Annotated in this window: 25 protein-coding genes and 1 pseudogene; 19 read left to right on the forward strand and 7 right to left on the reverse strand. The window is 66.2% G+C overall.

Features of this window, described 5'->3' with window-relative positions; translation table 11 throughout:
* The first annotated feature begins 91 nt into the window (after nucleotides 1–91).
* From J2X50_RS14250 to J2X50_RS14270, 5 genes are all read left to right on the forward strand, one after another.
* On the forward strand, nucleotides 92–1,234 hold the full coding sequence (locus J2X50_RS14250; protein ID WP_429095935.1) for an ABC transporter ATP-binding protein: 1,143 nt from the start codon (nucleotides 92–94) through the stop codon (nucleotides 1,232–1,234).
* The gene (locus J2X50_RS14255; protein ID WP_429095937.1) at nucleotides 1,215–2,378 is read left to right on the forward strand and encodes an ABC transporter substrate-binding protein; all 1,164 of its coding nucleotides are present in this window, start codon (nucleotides 1,215–1,217) and stop codon (nucleotides 2,376–2,378) included. Before J2X50_RS14250 ends, J2X50_RS14255 begins: the two co-directional genes overlap by 20 nt.
* A gap of 75 nt (nucleotides 2,379–2,453) precedes the next feature.
* Complete coding sequence (locus tag J2X50_RS14260) at nucleotides 2,454–3,317, forward strand: ABC transporter permease (RefSeq protein ID WP_429095939.1); 864 nt, start codon at nucleotides 2,454–2,456, stop codon at nucleotides 3,315–3,317.
* Nucleotides 3,317–4,129, forward strand: a complete 813-nt coding sequence (locus J2X50_RS14265; protein WP_429095940.1) for an ABC transporter permease — start codon at nucleotides 3,317–3,319, stop codon at nucleotides 4,127–4,129. Before J2X50_RS14260 ends, J2X50_RS14265 begins: the two co-directional genes overlap by 1 nt.
* A 10-nt stretch (nucleotides 4,130–4,139) precedes the next feature.
* Complete coding sequence (locus tag J2X50_RS14270) at nucleotides 4,140–4,901, forward strand: SDR family NAD(P)-dependent oxidoreductase (RefSeq protein ID WP_429095942.1); 762 nt, start codon at nucleotides 4,140–4,142, stop codon at nucleotides 4,899–4,901.
* Nucleotides 4,902–4,921: 20 nt separating this feature from the next.
* On the opposite strand, the gene J2X50_RS14275 is transcribed toward J2X50_RS14270, so the two are convergent.
* The 3 genes from J2X50_RS14275 to J2X50_RS14285 all read right to left on the reverse strand — a co-directional run bounded on the left by J2X50_RS14275 (nucleotide 4,922) and on the right by J2X50_RS14285 (nucleotide 9,319).
* A complete protein-coding gene (locus tag J2X50_RS14275) occupies nucleotides 4,922–7,744 on the reverse strand; it encodes an amidase family protein (RefSeq protein ID WP_429095944.1) in 2,823 nt (940 codons plus the stop codon).
* A 298-nt stretch (nucleotides 7,745–8,042) separates the two neighbouring features.
* The gene (locus J2X50_RS14280) at nucleotides 8,043–8,834 is read right to left on the reverse strand and encodes a hypothetical protein (protein ID WP_429095946.1); all 792 of its coding nucleotides are present in this window, start codon (nucleotides 8,832–8,834) and stop codon (nucleotides 8,043–8,045) included.
* Between the two features lie 101 nt (nucleotides 8,835–8,935).
* Complete coding sequence (locus tag J2X50_RS14285) at nucleotides 8,936–9,319, reverse strand: YciI family protein (RefSeq protein ID WP_429095947.1); 384 nt, start codon at nucleotides 9,317–9,319, stop codon at nucleotides 8,936–8,938.
* Between the two features lie 185 nt (nucleotides 9,320–9,504).
* Between J2X50_RS14285 and J2X50_RS14290 the strand changes: the two genes are divergently transcribed.
* Nucleotides 9,505–11,127 carry an ABC-F family ATP-binding cassette domain-containing protein gene (locus J2X50_RS14290; RefSeq protein WP_429095949.1) on the forward strand — a complete coding sequence of 541 codons (1,623 nt, stop codon included), beginning with the start codon at nucleotides 9,505–9,507 and terminating at the stop codon, nucleotides 11,125–11,127.
* A gap of 12 nt (nucleotides 11,128–11,139) precedes the next feature.
* Here the strand turns inward: J2X50_RS14290 and J2X50_RS14295 are convergent, their stop codons facing one another.
* Nucleotides 11,140–12,048 carry a LysR family transcriptional regulator gene (locus J2X50_RS14295; RefSeq protein WP_429095950.1) on the reverse strand — a complete coding sequence of 303 codons (909 nt, stop codon included), beginning with the start codon at nucleotides 12,046–12,048 and terminating at the stop codon, nucleotides 11,140–11,142.
* 141 nt (nucleotides 12,049–12,189) lie between these two features.
* On the opposite strand from J2X50_RS14295, the gene gstA reads away from it, so the two are divergent.
* The 7 genes from gstA (at nucleotide 12,190) to J2X50_RS14330 (ending at nucleotide 17,016) form a co-directional block, all read left to right on the forward strand.
* Complete coding sequence (gene gstA, locus J2X50_RS14300; RefSeq protein WP_429095952.1) at nucleotides 12,190–12,816, forward strand: glutathione transferase GstA; 627 nt, start codon at nucleotides 12,190–12,192, stop codon at nucleotides 12,814–12,816.
* 1 nt (nucleotide 12,817) lies between these two features.
* Nucleotides 12,818–13,147, forward strand: coding sequence for a DMT family transporter (locus J2X50_RS14305; RefSeq protein WP_429095953.1), 330 nt, complete (start codon nucleotides 12,818–12,820; stop codon nucleotides 13,145–13,147).
* A 79-nt stretch (nucleotides 13,148–13,226) separates the two neighbouring features.
* On the forward strand, nucleotides 13,227–14,138 hold the full coding sequence (locus J2X50_RS14310; RefSeq protein ID WP_429095955.1) for a LysR family transcriptional regulator: 912 nt from the start codon (nucleotides 13,227–13,229) through the stop codon (nucleotides 14,136–14,138).
* A 118-nt stretch (nucleotides 14,139–14,256) separates the two neighbouring features.
* Entirely contained in the window at nucleotides 14,257–14,889 is a 633-nt protein-coding gene (locus J2X50_RS14315) for an NADPH-dependent F420 reductase (protein WP_429095957.1), read from the forward strand.
* 33 nt (nucleotides 14,890–14,922) lie between these two features.
* Nucleotides 14,923–15,324 carry a DoxX family protein gene (locus J2X50_RS14320; RefSeq protein ID WP_429095958.1) on the forward strand — a complete coding sequence of 134 codons (402 nt, stop codon included), beginning with the start codon at nucleotides 14,923–14,925 and terminating at the stop codon, nucleotides 15,322–15,324.
* A 70-nt stretch (nucleotides 15,325–15,394) separates the two neighbouring features.
* The gene (locus tag J2X50_RS14325) at nucleotides 15,395–16,351 is read left to right on the forward strand and encodes a glutathione S-transferase family protein (protein WP_429095960.1); all 957 of its coding nucleotides are present in this window, start codon (nucleotides 15,395–15,397) and stop codon (nucleotides 16,349–16,351) included.
* Between the two features lie 32 nt (nucleotides 16,352–16,383).
* Nucleotides 16,384–17,016 (forward strand): alpha/beta hydrolase, encoded by a 633-nt coding sequence (locus J2X50_RS14330; protein WP_429095962.1) that lies wholly within the window; start codon nucleotides 16,384–16,386, stop codon nucleotides 17,014–17,016.
* 123 nt (nucleotides 17,017–17,139) lie between these two features.
* Here the strand turns inward: J2X50_RS14330 and J2X50_RS14335 are convergent, their stop codons facing one another.
* Nucleotides 17,140–19,617: a GcvT family protein gene (locus tag J2X50_RS14335; RefSeq protein ID WP_429095964.1), complete on the reverse strand. Its 2,478-nt coding sequence runs from the start codon at nucleotides 19,615–19,617 to the stop codon at nucleotides 17,140–17,142.
* Between the two features lie 196 nt (nucleotides 19,618–19,813).
* On the opposite strand from J2X50_RS14335, the gene J2X50_RS14340 reads away from it, so the two are divergent.
* A complete protein-coding gene (locus J2X50_RS14340; protein ID WP_429095965.1) occupies nucleotides 19,814–20,473 on the forward strand; it encodes a dihydrofolate reductase family protein in 660 nt (219 codons plus the stop codon).
* Nucleotides 20,474–20,526: 53 nt separating this feature from the next.
* Here the strand turns inward: J2X50_RS14340 and J2X50_RS14345 are convergent, their stop codons facing one another.
* Nucleotides 20,527–21,309: a DeoR/GlpR family DNA-binding transcription regulator gene (locus J2X50_RS14345; protein ID WP_429095967.1), complete on the reverse strand. Its 783-nt coding sequence runs from the start codon at nucleotides 21,307–21,309 to the stop codon at nucleotides 20,527–20,529.
* Between the two features lie 164 nt (nucleotides 21,310–21,473).
* Nucleotides 21,474–21,650 (reverse strand): hypothetical protein, encoded by a 177-nt coding sequence (locus J2X50_RS14350; protein WP_429095968.1) that lies wholly within the window; start codon nucleotides 21,648–21,650, stop codon nucleotides 21,474–21,476.
* A 49-nt stretch (nucleotides 21,651–21,699) separates the two neighbouring features.
* Here J2X50_RS14350 and J2X50_RS14355 point away from each other — a divergent pair.
* From J2X50_RS14355 to J2X50_RS14375, 5 genes and pseudogenes are all read left to right on the forward strand, one after another.
* Nucleotides 21,700–21,783: pseudogene (locus J2X50_RS14355) on the forward strand (hypothetical protein); the annotation flags it as partial.
* Between the two features lie 138 nt (nucleotides 21,784–21,921).
* Nucleotides 21,922–22,173, forward strand: coding sequence for a heavy-metal-associated domain-containing protein (locus J2X50_RS14360; RefSeq protein WP_429096186.1), 252 nt, complete (start codon nucleotides 21,922–21,924; stop codon nucleotides 22,171–22,173).
* Nucleotides 22,174–22,303: 130 nt separating this feature from the next.
* A complete protein-coding gene (gene metC, locus J2X50_RS14365; protein ID WP_429095969.1) occupies nucleotides 22,304–23,485 on the forward strand; it encodes a cystathionine beta-lyase in 1,182 nt (393 codons plus the stop codon).
* Nucleotides 23,486–23,552: 67 nt separating this feature from the next.
* The gene (locus J2X50_RS14370) at nucleotides 23,553–24,578 is read left to right on the forward strand and encodes an amino acid ABC transporter substrate-binding protein (RefSeq protein WP_429095971.1); all 1,026 of its coding nucleotides are present in this window, start codon (nucleotides 23,553–23,555) and stop codon (nucleotides 24,576–24,578) included.
* A gap of 9 nt (nucleotides 24,579–24,587) precedes the next feature.
* Nucleotides 24,588–25,811 carry an amino acid ABC transporter permease gene (locus tag J2X50_RS14375; RefSeq protein ID WP_429095973.1) on the forward strand — a complete coding sequence of 408 codons (1,224 nt, stop codon included), beginning with the start codon at nucleotides 24,588–24,590 and terminating at the stop codon, nucleotides 25,809–25,811.
* Nucleotide 25,812: the final 1 nt, after the last annotated feature.

Consider the following 25,812-nt stretch of genomic DNA (forward strand, 5'->3'; position numbering starts at 1 on the left):
AATCGATATACCACCTGTGAGGTATATCCTAGGCAGGATTTTCTGCTAGCGTTCGGGGCAGTGACGCCGTTTGCGCCCTGGAGGCAGCCGATTGACCGCAGCGCCCGTTCCCGACATCGAGTTTCGCGGAGTCGCCAAGCGCTATGGTGCCGTCACCGCCGTCAGCGGTGTCGACCTATCGATCCCGCCGGCAGCCTTCGTGGCCTTGCTCGGCCCCTCCGGCTGCGGCAAGACGACCTGCCTGCGCATGATCGGCGGTTTCGAGCAGCCGAGCGAGGGTCAGGTTCTCATCCGCGGCCAGGACATGGCAGGCACGCCTCCCTACCGGCGTCCGGTCAACATGGTCTTCCAGCAATATGCGCTGTTTCCGCATCTCGACGTGGAGGACAACGTCTCCTACGGCCTGCGCCAGCAGCGCCCGCGCCTGTCGGCGCGCGAGATAAGCCAGCGGGCCGGCGACGCGCTGGCGATGGTCCAGCTCGCCGGCTACGGCCGCCGCAAGATCCACGAGCTCTCCGGCGGACAGCAGCAGCGCGTGGCGCTGGCGCGCGCACTGGTCAACAAGCCGGCCGTGCTGCTGCTCGACGAGCCCCTGGCCGCTCTCGACAAGAAGCTGCGCACCAACATGCAGATCGAGCTGCAGAACCTGCAGCGCGAGCTGGGCATCACCTTCGTGCTGGTCACCCACGACCAGGAGGAAGCGCTTTCGATGAGCGATTTCGTCTGCGTGATGAACCGTGGCGGCATCGTCCAGGTCGGTACGCCGAGCGAGATCTACCATGAGCCGGCGGACCTCTTCGTCGCCGATTTCGTGGGCAAGACCAATCTCCTGCGTGGCCACGCCGCGGGGCGCTCCGGCGACCTCTACGAGATCAGACTTGCCGACGGGTCTGTAATCTCGGCGCGCAGCCCCCATGGCCTCGCGCGCGGCGAAGCCGCCTCGATCAGCCTGCGGCCCGAGGCGGTGCGCCTCAGCACGCCGGGACAGGGCGGCATCACGGGTATCGTACGCAACCGTATCTTCCTCGGTTCCGTCGCCGAATACGCCATCGAGGTTCCGGCGATCGGCACGCTGCTCGCCACCGCCGATCAGCAGTTCGGACAAGTCGACCTATTCGAGCCGGGCGAGCCCGTCGCCATCGGCTTTGCACAGGGAGCGCCACTGGCGTTCGCGGGCGCAAGAGACAACGGGCCAAAACAGAGGGAAACGAAAAATGTCGAAATCGTATCGTGACGGCCAGCCCGTCACCTCGGAGGAATTTGTCCATCAGCTGATGCGCCTGAAGCGTGGCTCGATCGGCCGGCGCGATTTCCTGGGCCTGACCGGGCTCGGTATCGCCACCGCCGTTATAGGTCGCGAACTCGGGCTGTCGCCGACGCCGGCGCGCGCCGCCGAAAACCTCGGCGACCGCATGTCCATCGCCACCTGGCCCAATTACCACGACCCGGCAACCTTCGAGAACTTCACCAAGGAGACGGGTGTCGCCGTCGAGGTCAACGTGTTCGGCTCGAACGAGGAGATGCTTGCCAAGCTGCAGGCCGGCGGCTCGGGCTGGAGCCTGTTCGTCCCGACCAACTACACCATCTCGACCTACAAGAAGCTCGACCTCATCGATCAGCTCGACATGTCCAAGCTCGCCAATTTCGACGCCAAGTCGGAGGACGCGCGCTTCACCGCCGAAGGCGCGATCGACGGCGTCGTCTATGCCGTGCCGAAGAACTGGGGCACGACCGGTTTCGCCGTCAACACCAAGAAGCTGACGAAGCCGATGACCACCTGGAAGGAATTCTGGGACACGGCCATGGCCGAAGGCGAAGGCCGCACCATGGTGCACGACTACCAGCTCACCACTATCGGCAATGCACTCAAATACTTCGGCTTCTCGTTCAACTCGCTGAAGCCGGACGAACTCGCCAAGGCAGAAGAGCTGCTCATCAAGGTCAAGCCGCACCTGTTCGCGGTCTCCAGCGACTACCAGCCGCCGATGCGCGCGAACGACGCATGGATGACCATGTGCTGGACCAATGACGGCGCCCAGCTCAACCGCGACATCCCCGAAATCGCCTATGTGCTCGGCAAGGAAGGCGGCGAGATCTGGACCGACTTCTACGCAATCCCCAAGGATGCTCCGAACAAGCCCGCCGGCTACGCGCTGCTCAACCACCTGATGAACCCGCAGGTCGCGGTCAAGGAGCATCTCGCCAATGGCGCGCCGTTCACCGACGCCCGCGTCAACGCGCTGCTGCCCAAGGAAGTGCTGGACAATCCGATCCTCTACCCGGCCGCCGATCTGCTGACGCCGCTCGAGTTCGGCGCCGCGGCGACGCTGACCGACCCGGCGCGCGCCGAACTGATGGCCCGCTTCAAGTCGGCCTGAGCCGGCGAGATCGAAAAACCAACTCCGCCGACGGCCGCGCCCGAGTGCGTGCCGTCGGACCCTGGAGCCGTCCGGATGCAGCCGAGCGCCTTTCGCCATAAATTTCTGACCGCCCTGCTGCTCGCGCCGGCGACGGCGTGGCTGGTCGTGTTCCTGGTGCTGCCCTTCGTCGCTATCGTCGTCTTCAGCGTCGGCGAGAGGGCGCCGGAAGGCGGCTACCAGGCGGCCCTGACCTTGGCGCAATACGCAAACCTGCCGGCTCGTGCCACCGCCTTCTGGAATACGCTGATCCTCGCCCCGGTGGGAGCCTTCGCCTGCCTGCTCGTCGCCTATCCGGTGGCCTACTACATTGCCTTGCGAGTGCCGGAACGCTGGCGCCTCGTCCTGCTTGCGCTGATCGTCATCCCGTTCTGGACGAGCCTTCTGATCCGCACCTATGCCTGGATGTACATACTGGGCGGCCGCGGCATTCCGGCGCTTCTCTCCTATGTCGGCATCGAGGATCTGCGGCTCATCAACACGCCGGGCGCCGTGCTGCTCGGCATCGTCTACGGCTACCTGCCGCTGATGATCCTGCCGATCTATGTCAGCCTTGAACGGCTCGACCGAAGGTTGCTGGAGGCTTCGGCCGACCTCGGTGCCACCCCTTTGTCGACCTTCTTCGGGGTCACGCTCCGGCTGTCGCTGCCGGGCGTGATGACCGGCTTCTCGCTCGTCATGATCCTGCTCCTCGGCGAATATCTCATCCCGACGCTGCTGGGCGGCGGCAAGGTCTTCTTCATCGGCAATGCGCTGGTGGACCTGTTCCTGCAGTCGCGCAACTGGCCGTTCGGCTCGGCCATCGCGGTAACGCTGGTGCTCGTCTCGGTGGTCGTGCTGGTCATTGCAAACCGCGTTTCGGCCCGCTACTCGGGCGCCCGCCAGGTGGACCTGATCTGATGCGCGCCTTCATCGTTGCGGTCTTCGCATTCCTCTATCTGCCGATCGCGCTGGTCGTGCTGTTTTCCTTCAACGCAGGCCGCCACGCGAGCGAACTCACCGGGCTTTCGACGCAATGGTATGGCAAGGCGCTTGCCAATCCGTTCCTGATGGAAGCGCTCAAGAACAGCCTGTTCATTGCCACCACCAGTGCCTCGCTCGCGGCCGTGTTCGGCACCGCCGCCGCGCTCGGCCTTGCCCGTGTCGGCATCAGGACGCGCACCGTGTTCGACGTGCTCTTGGGCGCCGCCATCGTCGTGCCGGGCGTGGTCATCGGCATTTCCACGCTCGTCGCGCTGGTGCAATTGTTCGCGGTGGTCAATCCGTTTCTCACCTCGGTCTGGCCCGGTAACGAGCCACCGCGGCTCGCGCTCGGCTACGGCTCGATCATCGCCGCGCACGGCCTGTTCTCTATGGCGCTGGTGACGATGATCGTGCGCACGCGGCTGGGCGGCCTCGACCGCAATCTGGTGGAAGCCTCGAGCGACCTCTACGCCACGCCGCTGACCACCTTCCGGTCGATCGTCCTGCCGCAGACCATGCCGGCGATCCTGGCCGGCTTTCTGCTCGCCTTCACCTTCTCCTTCGACGATTTCATCATCGCCTTCTTCGTCGCGGGCGCCCAGACGACGCTGCCCATCTATGTCTTCGCCTCCATCCGCCGCGGCGTGACCCCCGAAATCAATGCCATCGCCACCATCGTGCTCTGCGCCTCGGTGCTGATCGTGGCGCTTGCGCAGCTCCTGCTGCGCAAGCGCAAACCCTCCCACTGAAAGGCCCATCATGCTGCTCAAGGATCGTATTGCCGTCGTCACGGGCGCAGGCTCCGGCATCGGCCGGGCCGGCGCGCTGATGATGGGGAGGGAGGGCGCGGTGGTGGTGGTCGCCGACCGCGATGCGACATCCGGCGATGCAGCTGCGGAAGCAATCCGCGCAGCGGGAGGACGCGCCGAGGCGATCTGCACCGACGTGTCCGACGACGGCCAGATCGAGCGCATGATCGGCACCACGCTCGAACGCCACGGCCGCATCGACATCCTGCACAACCACGCCGGCATCCAGGTCGGCGGGCCGCTGACGGAAGTCGCCAGCGAAGGCATGGACGCCTCCTGGCGCATCAACGTGCGGGCGCATTTCCTAGCCTCGAAGCTCGCCATGCCGGCGATGATCGCGCAGGGCAACGGCGTGATCGTCAACACGGCGTCGAATTCCGGCGTGTTCTACGACCACGAGATGATCGCCTATGCCACTTCCAAGCATGCGGTGGTGGCGATGACGCGGCAGATGTCGATCGACTACGCCAAGTACAACGTGCGGGTGAATGCCCTTTGCCCGGGCTGGGTCGACACCCCCTTCAACGATCCCTTCATCGCCCAGATGGGCGGACGCCAGGCGATCGAAGACTACGTGAGGACCAAGATTCCCATGCAGCGCTGGGCAATGGCGGATGAGATCGCCGAGGCGATCCTGTTCCTGGTCTCCGACCGCTCGTCGTTCATGACCGGCCAGGCGCTGGTGATCGACGGTGGCGAGAGCATCGCCTAGGACGAAGCATCCCGCCTCGGTCAGTACCCCGGCGGTCTGACAAAGCCATCGGTCAGGCGCGCCAGGGCCTTTGCGACGGCCAGCAGCCGCAAGTCGGAATGCCTGCGCCCGACGAGCTGGGCTCCGATGGGCAAGCCTTCCCGGTCGAAACCGACCGGGATCACGACAGCCGGATGCCCGGTCATGTTGAACCTGCAGGCGTGGCCCAGCGCCGACCAGTACGGCTCCTCCCTGCCATCGACAAGGATAGGCACCCCCGGTTCGCAATGCTTGAAGGCGGTGCACATCATGGCTGGGCAGATGAGCACGTCCCAGTCCTCGAAGAACCGCTCCCAGGACAGGATGAATTCGTCTCGCCTGTTGAGGGCTGCGAGATAGGTGGCAAGACCGACCTGCTCGCGCGCGGCCGGCTGGAATACCTGCGAATACCAGGTGATGAAATCGGAAAACAAAGCCCGTTCGGCGCCGAAGTCGTGCCGCGGAAGGGTTTCCGACACCGTTGCCCCGGATTCTCCGATGTCGTCAGCAAGGCGGCCGAGCGCATCCTTGATGTCGCGGGACGTCGGCACCCCGGGGAACTCAGCCGCCCACGCGACCCTCAATTGACTGGCGGCAGGCTCCGCCTCGTGGCTGAACGCGACCGGCGGGACTTCGGTGTCGTAACCATCGGCTCCCGCGACGATGCGATAGGAGAGCGCGAGATCATCGACATCCCGCGCCATCGGCCCCGCGGCGAGAAGCAGGCGGAAGCTGCGCGGCAGATCGGGCGGATCGGCGAAGCTGCCGGTCACCGGGACCGTCGCTTCCGTGGGCTTGAAGCCGTAGACCCCGCAAAGATGCGCCGGCAGGCGTACCGAGCCTCCCGCGTCGCTTCCCAGCTCAAGGGGCACCAGGCCGGCGGCCAGTGCCGCCGCGGCGCCGCCGCTGGAGCCGCCCGGAGTACGGTCGAGGTTCCACGGATTGTTCGTTCGCCCGAACATGGGGTTCGACGTCTGGATGTCGCGAAGCCGCGGCGGAACGTTGGTCTTGCCGATGATGATGGCACCGGCCTTGCGCAGCCGCGCCGCGACCGTGCTGTCGACCGGGGGAACGTAGTCCGCCCAGTCCTTGAGGCCCACCGTGGTGCGCATGCCCGCAGTCGCATGGCCGTCCTTCAACGTCATCGGCACGCCATGCAGCGGGCCGCAGGCAGCGCCCCGTACCCGCGCCAGGTCGGCGGCCTTCGCCTGGGCGCGCGCGCCTTCCTCGTCCAGCGTGATGATCGCGTTGAGGCGCGGATTGAACTCGGCGATCCGCGCGAACTGAACCTCCAAAGCCTCGAGGGCGCTCAGGCGCTTGGCCGCGATCGCCGACGCCATCTCGATCGCGGACATGAATGCGGTACCGATCACATCAATCCCCTCCCTACACGCAATCTTCCGAACCGGGCCCGGCCTGGAGACGGTTTCTCCGCCGCATGCGTCGCGGTGGGCCGACGGCACCGCGCAATGCCGGCGGCGGCTAGCCGGCCGGATATTGTGGTTCGAGCGGAAGACATTGTCGGGATCATATCGCGTCTTGACCGCGACCAGCCTCGCGTAGTTCTCGCGCCCGAACCCTGCCAGCACCCTGTCCTCGCCCTCGTCGCCGATGAAATTGAGGTAGACGGCGCCCATCGCCCAGGGCTGCAAGTCGGCCCTGATGTCACGGGTCCAGCGCTTCGCCCGATCATCGTCTTCGGGGGCCGACCAAAGCCCGAAAGGATGCACGGTCCAGGCCGCGCGCCGCCACGGAACAGGGTAGTGATCGCCGCTGCGTCCGGCGGCTCCGCCTTGCGGGAACAGCACATGCTGCGAAGGCGAGGGCACGACCATGTCGCCCGCGCGGGCGCAGAACAGGTCGATGGCTTCGTCGGGCAGCCGTCCGAGATGCTCGGCGGACCAATAGTTGCGATAGCCGGGCGGGTCGTCGATCAGGCACTGGAGATCGGCATAGGGCATTTCGGCGACCATCGCGCCCGCGGGCTCGAGCGCGAGCACGGGCGCAAGTACCCTGCGGGCCTCGTTCTCCGGCCCGGCATAGATGAGCACCACGAGGCAGCTGAGCTTGCCCACGAGATGCTGCGGTACGAACTCCTCATTTGGGGCCGTCACATAAAGGAAGCCGCCGCTGACTTCGTCGGGCGCGGCATCCATGAAGTCGCGATAGTGGCGCAGGATGTCCGGTCCGGCCGCTGGCGGCCAGAACAGCAAGGCCGCAGTCACCACCGAAAGCGGATGCAGCCGGAAGGTGAAGGAGGTGGCGACGCCGAAATTGCCGCCGCCATGCAGTGCCCAGAACAGGTCTGAGTTCTCGGTCTCGCTCGCGCGCACCACGCTGCCGTCCGCGCAGACGACCTCGGCGGAAACGAGGTTGTCGCAGGCAAGGCCGAACTTGCGGTCGAGCCAGCCCGAGCCGCCTCCGAGCGTGAAGCCGCCCACGCCGGTCGTCGAGACGCGCCCGCCGGTCGTCGCGAGCCCATGCGGCTGTGTGGCCCGGTCGAGATGGCTCATCGTCGCTCCGCCCGCAACGGTCGCCAGGCGCCTTTCAGCGTCGACGGCCACCTGGTTCATGTGGCGGAGGTCTATCACCTGCCCGCCGTCGTTCAGCGCCTTGCCGGCCACCCCATGCCCGCCGCCTCGGACTGAAATCTCAAGGCCGGCGTCTCGTCCAAAGCGGACGGCACGCGTCACGTCCTCGACATCGAGGCATTGCGCGATCGCCGCCGGGCGGCGGTCGATCATGGCGTTGAAGATGGTTCTTGCCTCGTCGTAGCTCGCGTCGCCGGCCTGGATGATCTGTCCCTTGAAGCCGCTGCGCCGCATTTGCTGCACGAGATTGTCGGTCCGAGCTTCCATGTCGCCCTCCTTCAGGAAAAGCCAATGTGCTCTGCTTGCGCCCAAGCCAGTGCGGAGACCAGCGTGCCGGCTGATGGCCGTCGGTATCTCATGGCGAACACCCCCAGTTTCGGGCCTGGCCCCGCTCGCACAATCTGCCCACCCTGCCGTCTGGCGGTCTATGCATGATACTCCCTGAGGGGACGGCTGGCGAATGACCGCAACGCGGGGCTCGCGCCGGTTCCTTGATCGCACGATGGACGGCTGCTGAGGCTGGAGGTCCTGCCTACCTTGTCATGTCGGCCAATGCCCCGCGCATCGCCGAACTCGTGATCCCGAACATTCCACCATAGGGGATGTGGAGGTCGATGATGACGAACATGACGCTGGTGACGGCGATGACGCCGATGGACAAGACGACCGCGCCCAGCACGCGGCGCGGGATCTGAAGCCCGAAGCTCAGGAACACGAGCGCCAGCCAGAAACTGACGATGCCGACGAACGAGCCTCGGGCAACGCCGGTCGCGTCTTCGATGACCGCCCAGCGGCTTTCCTGAACCATGGTGTAGTCGCTACGGCATCTGGCGGCCATGTTGGCGCGAACCGCATCGGCAGGCGCCAGCGCGTCGACGATCAATCCGACCTCGTTCATGAGGGCATTCAGGCCCGGATCTTCGCCGCTTGCCGCCATGTTGCGGACATCCGGCATGCCTTCGACGACGGGCGCTTTCTCCTTCGTCCAAGTGCTGGCAACGACGGCTGCGGTGTATTGGCGAAGGATGCGCCTCGCCGGCTCCGTCTCGCTGCCGAGATTGCGCAGGCACTGGTCGAGGCGGGCCAGCCGCGCCGCATAGAGGGAACGGTCCTTGTTGGCCGCGTCGAAGGCCTGCTTCGCCGTGGACAGCTGCAGGCTCAGGACCAGCGCCGCAAAGGTGACGAGCAGCCCCGTCACCAGCCGCAAGGCATCCATGTTGGCCTGCGACAGGTGGTCCTCATGAAGGCGGGCTCGCAGCGCCACCCCACCGATGGCGGACGCGCTGAAAAGGAGCAGGAACCCGAACCCGAAGAGAAATTCCATGGCGCTGGACGGCGTGGGATCGTTGGTCGGCCGAGGCTAGCGCAGGCAGTCGGGCGGCACAATGCCTCGCCGGCTGCCCAACGCCTCCGGCAGATATGCCCCTATCGCTCCTCCTGGCCCGCCACCGGGGCGCCGGGGACATACAGCAGGATCGGCCGGATCTCGTACACGGCTGTTGGGTTGGCGGAGCGTAGTTCGCGCGCCGCGGCGACTGCCGCGTCCATCGTCGGGTAGTCGACGACGTAGAAGCCAAGCAGCTGCTCCTTGGTCTCGGCAAAGGGTCCGTCGGTGACGAGGCCGAGCCCTTTTCCCCTGAGGGTGACCGCGCTGTCAGTTGGCCCGAGGCGGGCCGCCGGGCCCAGGTGCTTCTCGCGGACGAGGCGGTCATTGACCTCGAGCAGGTCCTTCATCAGGGCCGCATCCTCTTCCTCGGTCCAGGATTCGACCACGCCCTCGGCATGATAAGCCAGGATTGCGTATAACATGACTGCCTCTCCCTTGTTCGTCCCAGGTTCCGCCGCAGGGGAGACTATTGGTTTCGACCGTGAACGTGCAAGCCACCCCACATTCCGGCGTCGTGCGCCGCCATGCCCGCCCGAGACCACTCGCCATGGGCGCCCGCGCATGCCATAAGCCGCCGCAACTCCTCCCCTCCCTAGTCTTGGTTTCCATGATCCGTATCGAGAATATCAGCAAGCAGAACAGCCATCGGCTGCTCTTCGTCGAGGCTTCGGCCACCCTGCAGAAGCAAGAGAAGATCGGCCTCGTCGGCCCCAACGGCGCCGGCAAGACGACGCTTTTCCGCATGATCACCGGCTCGGAACTGCCCGACGAAGGCCAGGTGTCGAGCGAGCGCGGCATCACCATCGGCTATTTCAACCAGGACGTCGGCGAGATGTCCGGCCGCAGCGCGGTCGCCGAGGTGATGGAAGGGGCAGGCCCCGTAAGCGAGGTCGCGGCCGAACTGCGCGAACTGGAAGCGGCGATGGTCGACCCCGACCGCGCCGACGAAATGGACGCCATCATCGAGCGCTACGGCGAAGTGCAGGCCCGCTACGAGGAGCTGGACGGCTATTCGCTCGACGGCCGCGCCCGCGAGGTGCTCGACGGCCTGAGCTTCACCCAGGAAATGATGGACGGCGACGTCGGCAAGCTGTCCGGCGGCTGGAAGATGCGCGTGGCGCTCGCCCGCATCCTGCTTATGCGGCCCGACGTCATGCTGCTTGACGAACCGTCGAACCATCTCGACATCGAAAGCCTGATCTGGCTCGAGGACTTCCTCAAGGGCTACGACGGCGCCCTGTTGATGACCTCGCACGACCGCGCCTTCATGAACCGCATCGTCAACAAGATCATCGAGATCGACGGCGGCTCGCTGACGACCTATTCCGGCGACTACGAGTTCTACGAACAGCAGCGCCAGCTGGCCGACAAGCAGCAGCAGGCGCAGTTCGAGCGCCAGCAGGCGATGCTGGCCAAGGAGATCAAGTTCATCGAGCGCTTCAAGGCGCGCGCCTCGCATGCCGCCCAGGTGCAGAGCCGGGTCAAGAAGCTCGACAAGATCGACCGCGTCGAGCCGCCCAAGCGCCGCCAGACGGTGGCCTTCGAGTTCCAGCAGGCGCCGCGCTCGGGCGAGGACGTGGTCACGATCAAGAACGTGCACAAGAGCTATGGCAGCAAGACCATCTACGAGGGCCTCGACTTCCAGGTCCGCCGCCGCGAGCGCTGGTGCATCATGGGCGTCAACGGCGCCGGCAAGTCGACGCTGCTCAAGCTGGTCGCCGGCGCTTCCGAGCCCGACCAGGGCACGGTGGCGCGCGGGCCGAGCGTCAAGATGGGCTATTTCGCCCAGCACGCCATGGACCTGCTCGACGGCGACCTCACCGTGTTCGAGCAGCTGGAGCATTCCTTCCCGCAGGCAGGACAGGCGCCGCTGCGCGCGCTGGCCGGCTGCTTCGGCTTCTCCGGCGACGAGATCGAGAAGAAGTGCCGCGTGCTCTCGGGCGGCGAGAAGGCACGCCTGGTAATGGCGATCATGCTGTTCGATCCGCCGAACCTGCTCGTGCTCGACGAGCCGACCAACCACCTGGATATCGCCACCAAGGAAATGCTGATCGCAGCGCTTGCCCAGTATGAGGGCACGATGCTGTTCGTCTCGCACGACCGCCATTTCCTCGCGGCCCTTTCCAACCGCGTGCTGGAACTGACGCCCGACGGCATCCACACCTATGGCGGCGGCTATGTCGAATACGTCGAGCGCACCGGCCAGGAAGCGCCGGGCCTGAGGCACTGAGCTCAGGCTGAGCTAGCGGGCACGGCCTTCGAACAGGTCGCGCTCGTGCGCCAGCCCTTCGCCGACGACGTCGAAGAAGGCCCGGACCCGGGCTGTGCCTTTCAGGTCCTGGTGGGTGACGATCCACAGCTCGCCGGCGAGTTCTTCGATGGGCTCGGCCAGCGCACGCACCAGGCCCGGCTCGTTGTCGCCGAGATAGCAGGGCAGGAGCGCCAGCCCGATGCCGGCGCGCGCGGCCACCGATTGGTTGACCAGGCTGTTGGTGCGGTAGACGAAGCCGTCGGGCGGGACGTTCCGGTCCAGCCAGTCGGCGGCCATGATGCCGCCGGCGGTCTCCTCCCAGCCGACCAGAGAATGGGCGCCCAGCGCATTGGCTCCCGGAATCGGACCGCCATGGGCGTCGAGATAAGCTCGCGCTGCGAAGAACGTCCACGCGACGCCGGCCAGCTTGCGCCCCCAGAGATCGCCCTCCTTCGGCCGGATCGGCCGGAGCGCCACGTCCGCCTCGCGGCGCGACAGCGACAGCACCCGGTTTTCGATGGCGAGTTCCACGACGATGCCGGGATGGACGCCGCGGAACTCGGCCAGATGCCTCGTCAGCCTGCTATAGGCGAGCGTTTCCGACGAGGTGACGCGCAGCCGCCCCGAGAGCCGGCCATCGGCGCCGGCGATGTCGCGCGCCAGCGCCAGCGCCTCGTCTTCCATGCGCTCGGCCGCCGCCGCCATGCGCTCGCCCGCCAGTGTCAGTTGGTAGACGCCGCCGGGCAGGCGCTCGAACAGGCGGACCGCCAGCCGCTGCTCGAACGCATTGAGCCGGCGAAACACCGTCGAATGGTCGATGCCAAGCAATCCCGCCGCCGCCGTGAGACTGCCGGCGCGGCCGACTGCAAGCACGAGCCTGAGTTCGTTCCAGTCTTCCATGCGTGGCTTCTTAGCATGATTGGTACTTGCAGTCATGCAAGCGTGACTGGCAAACTCCCAATAAGCATTGCAGCAACGCAACGACTAGCTTTGTCCCTGGACGCAACGACCACACGGGTCGACAACCCAAGAGGACAGATCATGAAACTCTACTACGCCACCGGCACCTGCTCGCTTTCGCCGCATATCGTGGCGCTCGAAGCCGGCATTGCGCCCGATATCGAACGCGTCGACATCTTCAAGCAGCCGCATGTCACCGGCGCCGGCCGCGATTTCACCAAGGTCAACCCGAACGGCTACGTGCCGGCGCTCGAACTCGACGACGGCTCGCTGCTGTTCGAGGGAGCGGCGATCGTCCAGTATCTCGCCGACCTCCGGCCGGCCTCGAAGCTGGCGCCGGCGGCCGGCACGCGTGAACGCTACCAGTTGCAGTCCTGGCTCAACTTCATCGCCACAGAACTGCACAAGATGTACAGCCCGTGGCTGTTCCATCCCGAATACGGCGCCCAGGCGCAGGAGGTGGCGCGCGGCAAGATCGCCGAGCGCCTCGCTTATGTCGAACGGCACCTGGAGCGCAGCGGCCCCTGGCTGATGGGCGCGACCTTCACCGTCGCCGACGCCTATCTCTTCACCATCGTCGGCTGGTCCGGCTACGCCAAGGTCGATCTCTCCGCCTTCCCGCACCTGCGCACCTATATGGACCGGGTCGGCGCGCGGCCGAAGGTGCGCGAGGCGATGTCGGCCGAAGGCATGAAGCTCGCGGCTTGACATGAGCCAGGGCCTTGCCTGGAGCCTGCTCGTGATCGCCGGGTTTCTCGACATCGCCTGGGCGGTGTCGATGAAATATGCCGAGGGCTACACTCGGCCCGGCTGGTCGGTCGTCTCGGTGTTGCTGCTCGCAGCCTTCGTCTACCTGCTCGGCAAGGTGCTGGAGGCGTTGCCCGTCGGCACAGCCTATGCCGTGTGGACCGGGATCGGTGCTGCAGGCACCGTCATCATGGGCGCAGTCCTGTTCGGCGAACAGCTTACGCCGCTCCGGCTCGGCGGCATCGCCGCCGTGCTTGCCGGCATAACCATGCTCAAGCTCACGCCGGGCTAGAAAACAGTCCCCTCCCGAAAGGGAGGGGCAGGCTGTCTGCCAGCTTGGATAGCGAGCCGTCTGCCGCTAGAAGTTGCGCATGGACAGGCTCGAATGCGACAGGATGTTTGTGGCGGTTATGGAGACGGGCAGCTTTGCCAGGGCCGCCTCACGGCTGCGCACCAGCGCCGGACAGGCCTCCAAGCTGGTGTCGCGGCTCGAAGCCGATCTCGGCGTCCGCCTGCTCAACCGCACCACCAGGGCGCTCGCGGCGACCGAGGCCGGGCAGGCCTATTTCGAGCGCGTGAGGGTTCTGCTCGCCGAGTTCGATACCCTGGACGATGCGGTCCGCAATGTTTCCGGCACGCCTAGGGGTCGCCTCAGGGTCACCGCGCCGGTGTCCTTCGGCGCGCGCCAGCTCGCGCCGGTCTTCGTCGCATTCGCCCGGCAGTTTCCGCAGATCGAACTTGACGTCAGTTTCTCCGACCGGGTGGTCAACGTGGTGGACGAGGGATTCGACGTCGCCATACGCATCGGCAACCCTGCCGATACCAGCCTGGTCGCCCGCCGGCTCTGCGAAGCGCGCATCGTGTTGTGCGCATCGCAAGACTATCTCGCGCAGCACGGAGCGCCGGCCGACCCCGCCGGACTGGCATCGCACGAGTGCATCATCGACACCAATTTCCGCGAACCGGGCAGTTGGGCCTTTCGCAATCCTGACGGCAGCGACGCCTCTGTAGGGGTGTCGGGCCGGTTGCGTTTCTCCAATGCCGATGTTGCGCTCTCCGCAGCCGAGGCCGGTCTCGGCATAGCACGCGCTCCCAGCTTCATGGCCGGACCGCGCCTGCGCGACCGGCTGCTGGTGCCGCTGCTTGCCAGCTTCGAGCCGGCGCCGCTCACCATCTACGCGCTCTACCCGCCGGGTCGCCACCTCGCCATCAAGGTCAGGATATTCGTCGACTTCCTGGTGGAGCAGTTCCGCGGCGTCCCCGAGTGGGACCAGGGCTGGTAGCCTTTATTTCCATTTTGGAAACAATAAAATGCTCCCTGCGCGGATAATATCCGCGAGAGAAATCCTCTATCTCCTTGCCATCGGCGCTGACCAGCGCGTTGCACCAGGAGACAGGATCATGACCATTGCGATCATCGGAACCGGCAACATGGCCAAGGGCCTCGCCGGCGTATTTTCCAAGGCGGGCTACTCGGTCGCGCTTGGTTCGCGCGACGCTTCCAAGGCTGAAGAAACCGCCCGTTCGGCGGGCGTCAATGTGACGGGCACCGACATCCCGTCCGCGGTCGGCAGCGCCGACATCGTCGTCCTCGCCATTCCGTTCGACGCGGCCGGCGAAACGATCGCCGCCGCCGGCGGCCTCGACGGCAAGATCGTCATCGACATCACCAATCCCCTGACCGCCGACTATGCCGGCCTGACCATCGGCCACTCCACCAGCGCCGGCGAGGAGATCCAGAAGCTCGCTCCCAAGGCCAGGGTGGTGAAGGCATTCAACACGATCTTCGCCTCGGTGCTCCAGTCCGGCGGCAATATCGGCGGCAAGCCTGCCACAGTGTTCATCGCCGGTGACGACAAGGACGCGACCGATGCGGTCGAGGCGCTGGTCGCCAAGTCTGGCTTCGTGCCCCTCCAGGTCGGCGGCCTCGGCGTTGCCCGCTACATCGAGCCGGTCGCTGGCCTCAACATCGTGCTCGGCTACATGCGCGGCCTCGGCACCGATATCGCGCCTGCCTGGCAGACCGCCGCCTGACATCTCAATCAACCAAAATAGAGGACCCGAACCATGACCGAGACCAACAACGCCAATCTCGCCGCCCTCCTGCTGCGCGTCAGCATGGGCATCCTGTTCCTGGCCCATGCCGGCCTGAAGATCTTCGTCTTCACCCCGGCGGGCACCGCCGGCTTCTTCGAGAGCATCGGCTTTCCCGGCCCGCTTGCCTATCTGGTCATTGCAGCCGAGCTGCTCGGCGGCCTTGCCCTCATTGCCGGCGTCTGGACCCGCTGGGTCTCGGTCGCGCTGATCCCGATCCTGCTCGGATCGATCTATGCCCCGCACGGCGCGGCCGGCTTCTTCTTCAGCAATCCGAATGGCGGCTGGGAATTCCCGGCGTTCTGGGCCGTCGCCCTCGCTTCGCTGGCGCTGCTCGGCAACGGCGCCTACGCCCTGCAGAAGGCGCGGGTCTGACCTAACCCGGCGGCGGCCCCTGCCGGGCAGGAGTGCCGCCGCCCGACCAATTCGCGAACGGAGCCCCATCATGCTTGTGAACGGCAAGTGGACCGAAGACTGGCAACCGGTCCAGGCGAAGGACGCCGAGGGCGGTTTCGTCCGCCAGATTTCCAGTTTCCGCAACTGGATCACGCCCGACGGCAGCGCCGGCCCGACCGGCGCGGCTGGCTTTGCCGCCGAGCCGGGACGCTACCACCTCTACGTCGCATTGATCTGCCCATGGGCATCGCGCACGCTGATCGCCCGCAAGCTCAAGAAACTCGAAGACATCATTTCGGTGTCGGTTGTGGAGCCGGCATTGACCGACCAGGGCTGGCGCTTCGGCGAGCATCCCGGCGCCGACCGCGATGAACTCAACGGCGCCACCTACCTGCACGAACTCTACAGCCTGGCCGACGACGACTTCACCGGTCGTGCGACGGTGCCCGTCCTCTGGGACAAGAAGCTGGGGACGATCGTCAACAACGAGTCCGCCGATATCGTCCGCATGTTCAATGCCGGGTTCGGAGCGCTGGCCGACGAGAGTTTCGACCTCTACCCCGCCCCCTTGCGCGACGACATCGACGCGCTGAACGAGCGCATCTATCCGGCCCTCAACAACGGCGTCTACCGGGCCGGCTTCGCCACCACGCAACTGGCCTATCAGGAGGCTTATCGCGGCGTGTTCGCCATGCTGGACGAACTGGAGGCGCGGCTGGCCAATGGTCCTTTCCTGTTCGGTGCACCATTCACGGAGGCCGATATCCGCCTCTTCGTCACGTTGGTGCGCTTTGACGCGGCCTATCACGGCCTGTTCAAGTGCAACCTGCGCCGCCTCTCCGAATATCGAAACCTGACGGCCTACATGAAGCGCGTGCTCGCCATTCCCGGCGTCCGCTCCACTGTCAACATCGGCCACATCAAGACAGGCTACTATTCCATCAAGTCGCTCAACCCGAACGGCATCGTTCCGGACGGGCCCGACCTGGCCGATCTGAGCCTTTGACCTACGAAGCCGAAAGCAGCAGGAAACCTCCCATGACCTCGTCGCCCGCCAACAGTCTCGTCATCTTCCTGCACGGCGTCGGCAGCCGCGGCGCCGACCTCATGCCCCTTGCCCAGAGCTGGCAGCACGTCCTGCTCGCGGACTTCGCGGCGCCGGACGGCCCGTCCGCCTTCGACGGCGGCGGCCAGGGCCGGCAATGGTTCAGCGTCGCCGGCGTTACGGAGGCCAACCGACCGCAGCGCATCGCTGCCGCAAGGCCGGCCTTCGACGATGTCCTCGCCAACATCATCGACCGGCACGGGCTGTCGAAACGGCTCGACCGCGTCGCCCTCGTAGGCTTTTCGCAAGGCTCCATCATGGCGCTCGACGCGGTGGCTTCGGGGCGTTGGCCGGTTGCCGCGGTCGTGGCCTATTCAGGCAGGCTCGCGTCGCCGCGTCCGTTGGCACCAACCGGCTCGACGCGCGCGCTCCTGGTGCATGGCGCGGCCGATGCGGTGATCCCCGCGGCAAGCTCGACCGAAGCTGCGGCAACGTTGCGCGAACATGGGCTCGAAGCGCAAAGCGTCATTCTGCCGGGCGTCGGGCACACCATCACGGCGCAAGGCGCGGAGCTCGGCGCCGACTTCATAGCCAAGGTACTGGCCGCGCCTTCGTCACCGGCCTGACCTGCAACGCAGCCGGTGCCATGCCTGGCCCTATCCGCGGCACGGTCGCCGACTCCCGCATCTAAGAGAGCCCCCCCTCCTGCGAGGGAGGGGCAACTCGGGGGAGGGTTCCAATTCGCCGTTTCAGGCCGCTTCGCGCAACTCGGTGCCGTCGGCCTTCACCCGCTCCGACTTGGGGGCGTAGGGCGCCTTGAGATGGGCGGTCGCCGTGTGCCGCTCGCCCGCCAGATCGATCTCGAAGCGGCCGCGTTCGATGAAGTCCTTGTCGACGCCGGCCTCGTTGTGGATGAGGCCGAGCGCCACCGAAAGGCCGAGCGTGTGGCCGTACGCCGCCGAGCGAACCTCACCAACCGGCTTGCCGTCGCGCAGGATCAGTTCGCCGCCCCAGAGCATCGGGGCTGCGTCGTCGAGCGTGAACTGCACGATGCGGCGGGTGAGCTTGCCCGCGGCCTTGGCGGCGGCCAGCGCTTCCTTGCCGATGAAGCCGCCAGGCTTGTCCATCGACACGGCGAAGGCGAGGCCGGCCTCGTAGGGATTGATGTCGGGCGTCAGCTCCCGGCTCCAGGCGCGGAAGCCCTTTTCGATGCGCAGCGCCTCGAGCGCGTAGTAGCCGCAGTCGGTGAGGCCATGCTCGCGACCAGCCTCGTGCAGCGCCTCATAGACGCCAGCGGCAAATTCGGTCGGCACGATCAGCTCCCAGCCAAGCTCGCCGACATAGGTCATGCGGTTGGCATAGGCGGTGGCGTAGCCGATGTCGATCTCGCGGATGGTGGCGAACGGGAAGCCGGCGTTGGAGAGATCGGCCGAGGTCAGCTTGGCGAGGATGTCGCGCGAGCGCGGCCCCATCAGTGCCAGCACGGCATAGGACGAGGTGACGTCGGTCAGCGTCACATGCGCATCCTCGGGGATGTTCTTCGATATCCAGTCGGCGTCGTGCACGGCCTGGGCCGAACCGGTGACGATGAGGAACTTGTCGCGGCCGAGGCGCATGACTGTCAGGTCGCTCTCGTAGCCGCCGCGCTCGTTGAGCAGGCCGGTGTAGATCGAGCGGCCGACCTCGACGTCGATGTCGGCAGCGCAGACGTGGTTGAGCACGGACGCCGCGTCACGGCCCTGCACCATGATCTTGGCGAACGAGGTCTGGTCGAAGATGCCGGCGGCCTCACGGGTGGCCTTCATCTCGCGCTGCACGGCACCATGCCAGTTCTGGCGGCCGAAGGAATATTCGGTCTCGGGCTCCTCGCCCGGCGCGGCAAACCAGTTGGCGCGCTCCCAGCCCATCTTGGAGCCGAAGCAGGCGCCCCTGGCGGCCAGCCGGTCATAGAGCGCCGAGCGGCGGAAGGGACGCGCCGTGTCGAGTTCGCGGTTCGGCCATGGCATCGCGTAATGCAGGCCGAGCGTTTCCTTGACGCGGTCGTGCAGCCAGCGCGGGTTGTTGTTGAAGCCGGCAAAGCGCCTGATGTCGACCGGCCACAGGTCCATGGTCGCGGCACCATTGACGATCCACTCGGCCAAGGCCCGGCCGGCCCCGCCGGCACTGGCGATGCCCATCGAGTTGAAGCCGGCGCCGACGTAGAAGTTCTTGAGTTCCGGCGCCTCGCCGAGGATGAAGTTGTTGTCGGCGGTGAAGCTCTCGGGGCCGTTGTAGAATTTCTTGACCTCGGAGGTCTCCAGCTGCGGCACGCGCACCAGCGCGTTCTGCATCAGAATCTCGAACTGGTCCCAGTCGTCGGGCAGGAGCGCGAACTCGAAGTCGTCGGGGATGCCTTTCATGCCCCACGGCTTGGCCTCGGGCTCGAAGCCGCCCATGACCAGGCCGCCGACTTCTTCCTTGAAATAGATGTAGCCGTCGGGATCGCGCAGCACCGGCAGGTCCGGGTGCACGCCCTCGATCTTGCCGGTAACGATATACATGTGCTCGGCCGAATGCAGCGGCACCGTCACCCCACACATCGCGCCGACCTTGCGTGCCCACTGGCCGGCGCAGTTGACCACGATCTCGGCGGCGATGTCGCCCTTGTCGGTGGAAACGCCCGTTGCCCGGCCGTCCTTGGTCTTGATGCCGGTGACGCGGACGCGCTCGATGACCCGCGCCCCGCGGTTGCGCGCGCCCTTGGCCAGCGACTGGGTGAGGTCGGTCGGGTTGGCCTTGCCGTCGCCGGGCAGCCAGACCGCGCCGACGAGGTCGTCGATCGCCATGACCGGCCACTTCTCCTGTGCTTCTTTCGCCGAGATCACCTCGATGTCGACACCCTGCGCGCGGGCGGACGCGGCGGTGCGCTTCAGCACCGTCATGCGGTCGGCGCTGCGGGCCACCGACAGCGAGCCGCAGTTCTTCCAGCCGGTGGCAAGGCCGGTTTCGGCCTCCAGCTCGCTGTAGAGCTGGGTCGAGTATTTGATCAGGCTCGTCATGTTGGCGTGGCTGCGCAGCTGGCCGACGAGGCCGGCGGCATGCCAGGTGGTGCCGCCGCTGAGCTGGCCCTGCTCGAGCAGAACGACGTCGGTCCAGCCGAGCTTTGTCAGGTGATAGGCGGCCGAGCAGCCGATGATGCCGCCGCCGACGATGACGACGCGAGCCTGCGTCGGGAATTCCTGCGCCATGATGATGAAACCTCCTACAGGTGATGGTCACTACCATATCGCTGTTGCCACAAAATGCAACATTATATGCAACAAATAATCACATTCGACACATCGCCTGTGCCAGAACCCAGAAATTTTCACTAGTCTGTCGGAACGGCCCGCGGTCGAACGTCTTCAAGACGTAGAGCCGGCTGGGCCGACGAAGGAGAATGGCATGAGAAAGATCGTGGTGGGTGCATTCATGAGCCTCGACGGTGTCATGCAGGCGCCGGGCGGACCGGACGAGGACCCGATCGGCGGCTTCAGATATGGCGGCTGGGTCGCCCCCTATTTCGACAAGACGCTGGAAGAGGCAGTGGGCGAGATGTTCGCCAGACCCTTCGACCTGTTGCTCGGTCGCAAGACCTGGGACATCTTCGCCGCGCACTGGCCTTATGTCGACGCCGACGACCCCATCGGCCCGCTGTTCGACCGTATCAACAAATATGTCGCGACCCGCAATCCCGACCTGAAGCTCGGGTGGCAAAACAGCCATTCGCTCGGCCCGGACGCCGTTGCCGCCCTGCGCAAGCTGAAGGACGAGGACGGTCCCGACCTGTTAACCCAGGGCTCGACCGACTTCCTCAAGACCCTGCTCGCCAGCGACCTGGTCGACGAGCTCAGCATCTCGATCTTCCCGCTGGTGCTGGGCAAGGGCAAGCGCCTGTTCGGCGAAGCTGCCCTGCCGTCGGCGCTGAAGCTGGTGTCGTCCAAGGTTTCCGGCACGGGCGTGACGGTCAACAAATACGTCCGCGACGGCGAGATCGTCACCGGTTCGTTCGAGTTCGAAACGCCGACGGAAGCGGAGCTGGAACGGCGGCGGAAGCTGACCTGACCCTGGGCAAACAGGCGTGGGCGGCAGCGTTGCCGCCTCGCCGATCCCTCCAGTTACTCCCCGACGATCACCTTTGGCCCCTTGCGCTCCAGGGCCTCGACCATGGTTGCGGGGGGAGGGGCGTCGACGATAACGCCGGCGGCGAGTTCGAAACGCTGGATGCGCAGCGGCGTCAGCCGGCCGAACTTGGAGCTGTCGAGCACGAAATAGGCGCGGGCGGCGGTGGCGGCCATGCGTGAGCGCTGCTCGGAGCCGTTGCGGGTGAAGTCGGTGACCTCGCCGTCGGGCGACAGCGCGCCGCCGCCGAGAAAGGCGACGTCGATGCGGAAACGGCCGATGGCGTCGAGCGCGTCGATGCCGACCGCGGCCTCATCCGACGGATCGATCTCGCCGCCCAGCATGTGCACGCGCACATGCGGCTGGCGGCACATGTGCAGCGCGATCGTCAGGCTGGTGGTGCAGATGGTCAGGTTCTGCTTGCCTGTGAGCGCATGGGCCACGGCAAGCGTGGTGGTGCCGGAATCGAGGAACACCACCATGCCGTCCTCGACGAGCGCTGCCGCGGCGCGGCCGATCGCCGCCTTGCCGCCGGCATTTTCCTGGCTGCGCAGGGTCAGCGCCGGCTCGGTCGCCTCGAACAGCGTCGCCCCGCCATGGACGAGGTCGAGCTGGCCGCGCTCGGCCAGGAATTTCATGTCGCGGCGGATGGTCTCCCGCGACACGTCGAAGAAGGCGGCAAGCTCGGTGATCCCGACCGAGCCGTCGGCGGCCAGGCGCCTCAGAATTTCATCGTGGCGGCGCGGCGCGAGCGCCTTGTGGTTCTGCGAGTCGGACATGGGGCCAATGTGGCGGCATTGCCGTCACATTGGCAAGCAGATGTTGCAATATGTGGCATGCGCAGACTGCCGCCACATCGGGACGCCGCGCCTCCTGTCGGACGCGCGGCATGCTGGTTGCTTGAATCAGAGCCGCCTTGAACAGCCCGGATTGACGTTCGATGCTAGAGCCGGACGCGTTCGCCCGATGAGTCGTAGGCGCAACGCTCCCCCACTCGCACGGGAGCGTCTGCCGAAGGCCTCGTCAGGTCGACGACGCGGCCGTCCACCGACATCGCCTCGCCGCCATAGACCGCCAGCGGGCTCATCGAGCCGGAAGCAGGCGCGCTTGCGGCTGACACCGCGCTCCTTCTGGGCGGCGAGCGCGTCGCTGCCGTAGCCATGCCGATCATGGACGTCGCCGTCGCCTGCGGCTTCGTCTCGTCCTCGCATTTTTCGAAGAGTTTCCGAGATCATTTCCGAGTGCTGCCGAGCAAACTCCGCGCCGCCGCCCGGCAGCCAGCAACCGACGCCGGAGAGGCCTTTAATTTTCCCCCGAAATGGCGCTTGACCTTCCAGTGCTGGAAGGGTGCAAGGTCCAGATCACGGAAGAGTTACTCGGGGGAGGATCGAATGTGCTCTAGCCACCAGCATCACGACGGCGTCGTCGCAGACGCCGCGGTCAAGGGCGTGACCTTCAAAGTCGAGGACATGACCTGCGGCCATTGCGCCGGCACGATCAGCAAGGCGATCGAGCACACGCTGCCCGGCGCTGCCTTCTCGATCGACCTGGAAAGCAGGCAGGTGACCGTCGCCGGCGACGCGGCAATTGCCGAAAAGGCGATCCTGACGGCCGGCTATCAGCCGGAGCGTCTCGCCCGCTGACCCAAACCGCCGGGGAACCGGCAGCAAGATTGCTCGAAAGGGGCACGTCCGCGCACAGCCGCGCGGCGAGTGCCTTCGGCTGCGAGACAGCAGCGGCAAGCCACGGACTGAATTCCACCAAGAGGCTCGAATGCACGACGAAACCCGTCTTCTTCACACCGCCGTCGACGCCCTGCCCTTCAATGCGTTGACGCCGGCGGTCCATCGCGCTTCGACGATCGTGTTTCCGACGGTGGAGAGCTTCCTTTCGCGCCACACTCAGTTCTACGACGGCTATTCCTACGGCCTCTACGGTCATCCGGCGTCGCGAAACCTGGCCACCCAGATCGCCGCACTCGAAGGCGGCGCCCGCAGCCTGATCGTGCCGTCCGGCATGGCGGCGATCATGGTCACCAACCTTGCCTTGCTGCGCGCCGGCGACCATGTCCTGCTGCCGGATCCCGTCTACGGGCCATCGCGCTCGTCGGCCGAGAAATTCATGTCGGGCCTCGGTATCGAAGCGACGTTCTACGATGCGCTCGCCGGTGCCGGCATCGCCGCTCTCATGCGCCCGAACACCCGCCTGGTCTGGGTGGAATCGCCCGCCTCGTTCACCATGGAAGTCCAGGACCTTCCGGCGATCGCAAAAGCCGCCCATGCTCACGGCGCGCTCGTCGCGGTCGACGGCACCTGGGCCTCGCCGCTTGGCTTCAAGGCACTGAGCCACGGCGCCGATATCGCCGTGCAGGCGCTGTCGAAACATGTCGGCGGCCATTCGGACCTTCTGCTCGGCAGCGTCACCGTGGCCACGGAGGAGCTTTTCCGGCGCATCAAGGACGCCGCCCGTTTCCTCGGCCTCGGTGTCTCGCCGGAGGATTGCTACCTGGCACTACGCGGTCTCGGCACGCTCGCCGCTCGCCTGGAGCGCCAGAGCGCCTCGGCGCTGAAGATCGCCACCCGCCTGGCCGAGCATCCCAGCGTCGACCGCGTCCTCTATCCGCCGCTGCCCGGCGACGCCGGCCATGCCATCTGGCGGCGCGATTTCCAGGGCGCCTGCGGCGTCTTCTCGGTGATACTGCAACCACGGGACATGCGCAGGCTGTCGAGCTTCATCGAGGAACTCAGGCTGTTCCGCATCGGCGCAAGCTGGGGCGGCCTGCACAGTCTCGTGGCACCGGTGCAACTCGAGGGAGCCCGCACCGTTGCCCCGTGGCGCGAGAAGGGGGCCCTGCTGCGCTTCAGCATCGGCCTCGAACATGCCGACGACCTTCTGGAGGACATCGAGATCGGGCTCGACCGCTACGGTTTCGATCGGGAAGCAGCGGCAGAATAACCGGTTGCCGGGAAGCCCCGGCGACAGGACACAATCCAAAAGACCAAACGGCAGGAGGAGATTTGCCATGAAGAAAACCATGCTTTGGGGGATCGTCGGATTGAGCGTGATGGCCACCTCGGCGCTCGCCGGCGAAGGCGACAGGGTCAAGGCCATCAAGGACCGCGGCGAGCTCATCTGCGGCACGAGCACCGGCACGACCATCGGGCTGAGCACGCTCGACGCCTCGGGCAAGTGGGCCGGCCTGGAGGTCGACTATTGCCGCGCGGTGGCCGCCGCCATGTTCGGCGATCCCGAAAAGGTCAAATTCGCGCCGCTGGAATTCAAGAATGCATTCGCCGCCCTGCAGTCGGGCAGCGTCGACATGCTGGCCCGCGCCGCCGCCTGGACCTACACCCGCGACACCGAGATGAAGTTCGACTATGCCGGCGTCTACATGTATGACGGCCAGGGCTTCCTGGTGAAGAAGAGCCTCGGCGTCACCAAGCTCGCCGACCTTAACGGCGCATCGATCTGCGTTTCCGCCGGCACCACGACCGAACTCAACCTCTCCGACTATTTCCGCACCAACAAGCTCGAATACACGCCCATCGTCACCAACAGCCGCGAGCAGAACCTCGCCAATCTCGAGGCCGGGCGCTGCGACGCCTACACCAACGAGCGCGGCGGGCTGGCGGCAAGCCGCCTCGGACTGTCGGCGCCCGATGATTACGTGATCCTGGACGAGATCATCGCCAAGGAGCCGCTCGGCCCGATCGTGCAGCAGGACGACCCGGCCTTCCGCGACGTCGCGGCCTGGACCCTGTTCACGCTGATCAACTCCGAGGAGAAGGGCATTACCTCCAAGAACGTGGCGGAGCTGGCCTCCAGTTCCGAGAACCCGGAAATCCAGCGCATGCTGGGCAAGACCGGCGATTTCGGCGCCAAGCTCGGCCTCGCCAACGACTGGGTGGTGAAGGTGATCTCGTCGGTCGGCAATTACGGCGAGATCTTCGACCGCAACCTCGGCGCCGGCAGCCCGGTCAAGCTGGCGCGCGGCCAGAACGAGCTGTGGTCGAAGGGCGGCCTGCTCTACGCTCCCCCGGTACGCTGAGGTCGACCCATGGCTGTCTCGGACCAGAACATGGCCACCGGCATCTGGAGCGGCGCGGAAAGCGACGAGGCTGACGCCCAGCCGCATCTCGGTCCGAGGCAAAGGTGGGCACGACGCAAGGCGATCCTGCAGCAGGCGGCAGTCCTGCTGCTCGTCGCGGCATTGGCGGTGTTCGTCGTACGCAACACCGTCGTCAACCTGCAGGCGCGTGGGCTCGCCTCCGGCTTCGACTTCCTTTGGCAGGAAGCCGGCTTCCAGATGGCCTTCAGCCTGATCTCCATAGACCCGACCTCTACCTATGGCCGGGTCTTCCTCGCAGGCCTTTTGAACTCCCTGCTCGTGGCGGCCCTGGCAATTACCGCCGCCACGATCCTGGGATTCGCGGTCGGGCTTGCGCGGGTGTCGCCCAGCGCCCCGGTCAGGTACGTGGCCCGCGGCTACGTCGAAATCGTCCGCAACCTGCCGCTTCTGCTGCATCTTCTGCTTTGGCAGGCGGTAGTGCTGCGTTCGCTGCCCACGGTGCGCGAGGCGATCGGCCTCGGCAGTTTCGGCTTCCTTAGCAACCGCGGCCTCTATCTGCCGGCGCCGGTCGCCGGCGACGCCATGGCGATCGCCGTCGCCATGGTCGTCGCGGCCGGCATCGCCGCAATCGTTGCGGGATGGGTGACCCGCGGCCGTGCCCAGGCGCGCGGCGAATCTGCCCCGCGCTTCGGCCTTGTGCTCATCGCCGGCGGGCTTGTCGCAAATGCCGTCGCAATCGCCACGCTCGACTGGCAAATCCCCGTGCTCGCGGGCTTCGACTACAAGGGCGGCCTCAAGCTGATGCCCGAGTTCGTCTCGCTGGTCGCTGCGCTCACCATCTACAACTCCGCCTTCGTCGCAGAGATCGTCCGCGCCGGCGTGCAGTCGGTGGGACGCGGGCAGCGGGAGGCGGCGCTCGCCCTCGGGCTGCCGCCGAAGCTGATCCTGCGGCTGGTCATCGTTCCCCAGGCGATGCGGGTGATCATTCCGCCGCTGGCGAACCAGTACACGCATCTCATCAAGGCCTCCGCGCTCGCGACCGTGGTCGGCTTCCCCGATCTCGTGAACGTCTTCCTCGGAACCTCGCTCAACCAGACGGGCAGGGCGGTCGAGATCGTGGTCATCACCGCATGCGTCTATCTGGCCCTCAGCACGACGGTGGCGCTGGCGACCAGCGCCTATGGGCGTCGCGTCAAACTGGTGGAGCGTTGAG

Origin of the sequence: Aminobacter sp. BE322, from assembly GCF_050433525.1 — a bacterium.
Lineage (GTDB): Bacteria > Pseudomonadota > Alphaproteobacteria > Rhizobiales > Rhizobiaceae > Aminobacter.

Bases quoted from the DNA above. Each gene is read 5' to 3' on its own strand.
- J2X50_RS14310 (WP_429095955.1), top strand. From the start codon at position 13,227: ATGGACAGGCTCGAATGCGACAGGATGTTTGTGGCGGTTATGGAGACG.
- J2X50_RS14325 (WP_429095960.1), top strand. From the start codon at position 15,395: ATGCTTGTGAACGGCAAGTGGACCGAAGACTGGCAACCGGTCCAGGCG.
- J2X50_RS14320 (WP_429095958.1), top strand. From the start codon at position 14,923: ATGACCGAGACCAACAACGCCAATCTCGCCGCCCTCCTGCTGCGCGTC.
- J2X50_RS14340 (WP_429095965.1), top strand. From the start codon at position 19,814: ATGAGAAAGATCGTGGTGGGTGCATTCATGAGCCTCGACGGTGTCATG.
- J2X50_RS14315 (WP_429095957.1), top strand. From the start codon at position 14,257: ATGACCATTGCGATCATCGGAACCGGCAACATGGCCAAGGGCCTCGCC.
- J2X50_RS14270 (WP_429095942.1), top strand. From the start codon at position 4,140: ATGCTGCTCAAGGATCGTATTGCCGTCGTCACGGGCGCAGGCTCCGGC.
- J2X50_RS14255 (WP_429095937.1), top strand. From the start codon at position 1,215: ATGTCGAAATCGTATCGTGACGGCCAGCCCGTCACCTCGGAGGAATTT.
- J2X50_RS14375 (WP_429095973.1), top strand. From the start codon at position 24,588: ATGGCTGTCTCGGACCAGAACATGGCCACCGGCATCTGGAGCGGCGCG.
- J2X50_RS14335 (WP_429095964.1), bottom strand. From the start codon at position 19,617: ATGGCGCAGGAATTCCCGACGCAGGCTCGCGTCGTCATCGTCGGCGGC.
- J2X50_RS14280 (WP_429095946.1), bottom strand. From the start codon at position 8,834: ATGGAATTTCTCTTCGGGTTCGGGTTCCTGCTCCTTTTCAGCGCGTCC.
- J2X50_RS14295 (WP_429095950.1), bottom strand. From the start codon at position 12,048: ATGGAAGACTGGAACGAACTCAGGCTCGTGCTTGCAGTCGGCCGCGCC.
- J2X50_RS14275 (WP_429095944.1), bottom strand. From the start codon at position 7,744: ATGCGGCGCAGCGGCTTCAAGGGACAGATCATCCAGGCCGGCGACGCG.
- J2X50_RS14290 (WP_429095949.1), top strand. From the start codon at position 9,505: ATGATCCGTATCGAGAATATCAGCAAGCAGAACAGCCATCGGCTGCTC.
- J2X50_RS14360 (WP_429096186.1), top strand. From the start codon at position 21,922: ATGTGCTCTAGCCACCAGCATCACGACGGCGTCGTCGCAGACGCCGCG.
- gstA (WP_429095952.1), top strand. From the start codon at position 12,190: ATGAAACTCTACTACGCCACCGGCACCTGCTCGCTTTCGCCGCATATC.
- J2X50_RS14370 (WP_429095971.1), top strand. From the start codon at position 23,553: ATGAAGAAAACCATGCTTTGGGGGATCGTCGGATTGAGCGTGATGGCC.
- J2X50_RS14285 (WP_429095947.1), bottom strand. From the start codon at position 9,319: ATGTTATACGCAATCCTGGCTTATCATGCCGAGGGCGTGGTCGAATCC.
- J2X50_RS14345 (WP_429095967.1), bottom strand. From the start codon at position 21,309: ATGTCCGACTCGCAGAACCACAAGGCGCTCGCGCCGCGCCGCCACGAT.
- J2X50_RS14305 (WP_429095953.1), top strand. From the start codon at position 12,818: ATGAGCCAGGGCCTTGCCTGGAGCCTGCTCGTGATCGCCGGGTTTCTC.
- J2X50_RS14265 (WP_429095940.1), top strand. From the start codon at position 3,317: ATGCGCGCCTTCATCGTTGCGGTCTTCGCATTCCTCTATCTGCCGATC.
- J2X50_RS14330 (WP_429095962.1), top strand. From the start codon at position 16,384: ATGACCTCGTCGCCCGCCAACAGTCTCGTCATCTTCCTGCACGGCGTC.
- metC (WP_429095969.1), top strand. From the start codon at position 22,304: ATGCACGACGAAACCCGTCTTCTTCACACCGCCGTCGACGCCCTGCCC.
- J2X50_RS14260 (WP_429095939.1), top strand. From the start codon at position 2,454: ATGCAGCCGAGCGCCTTTCGCCATAAATTTCTGACCGCCCTGCTGCTC.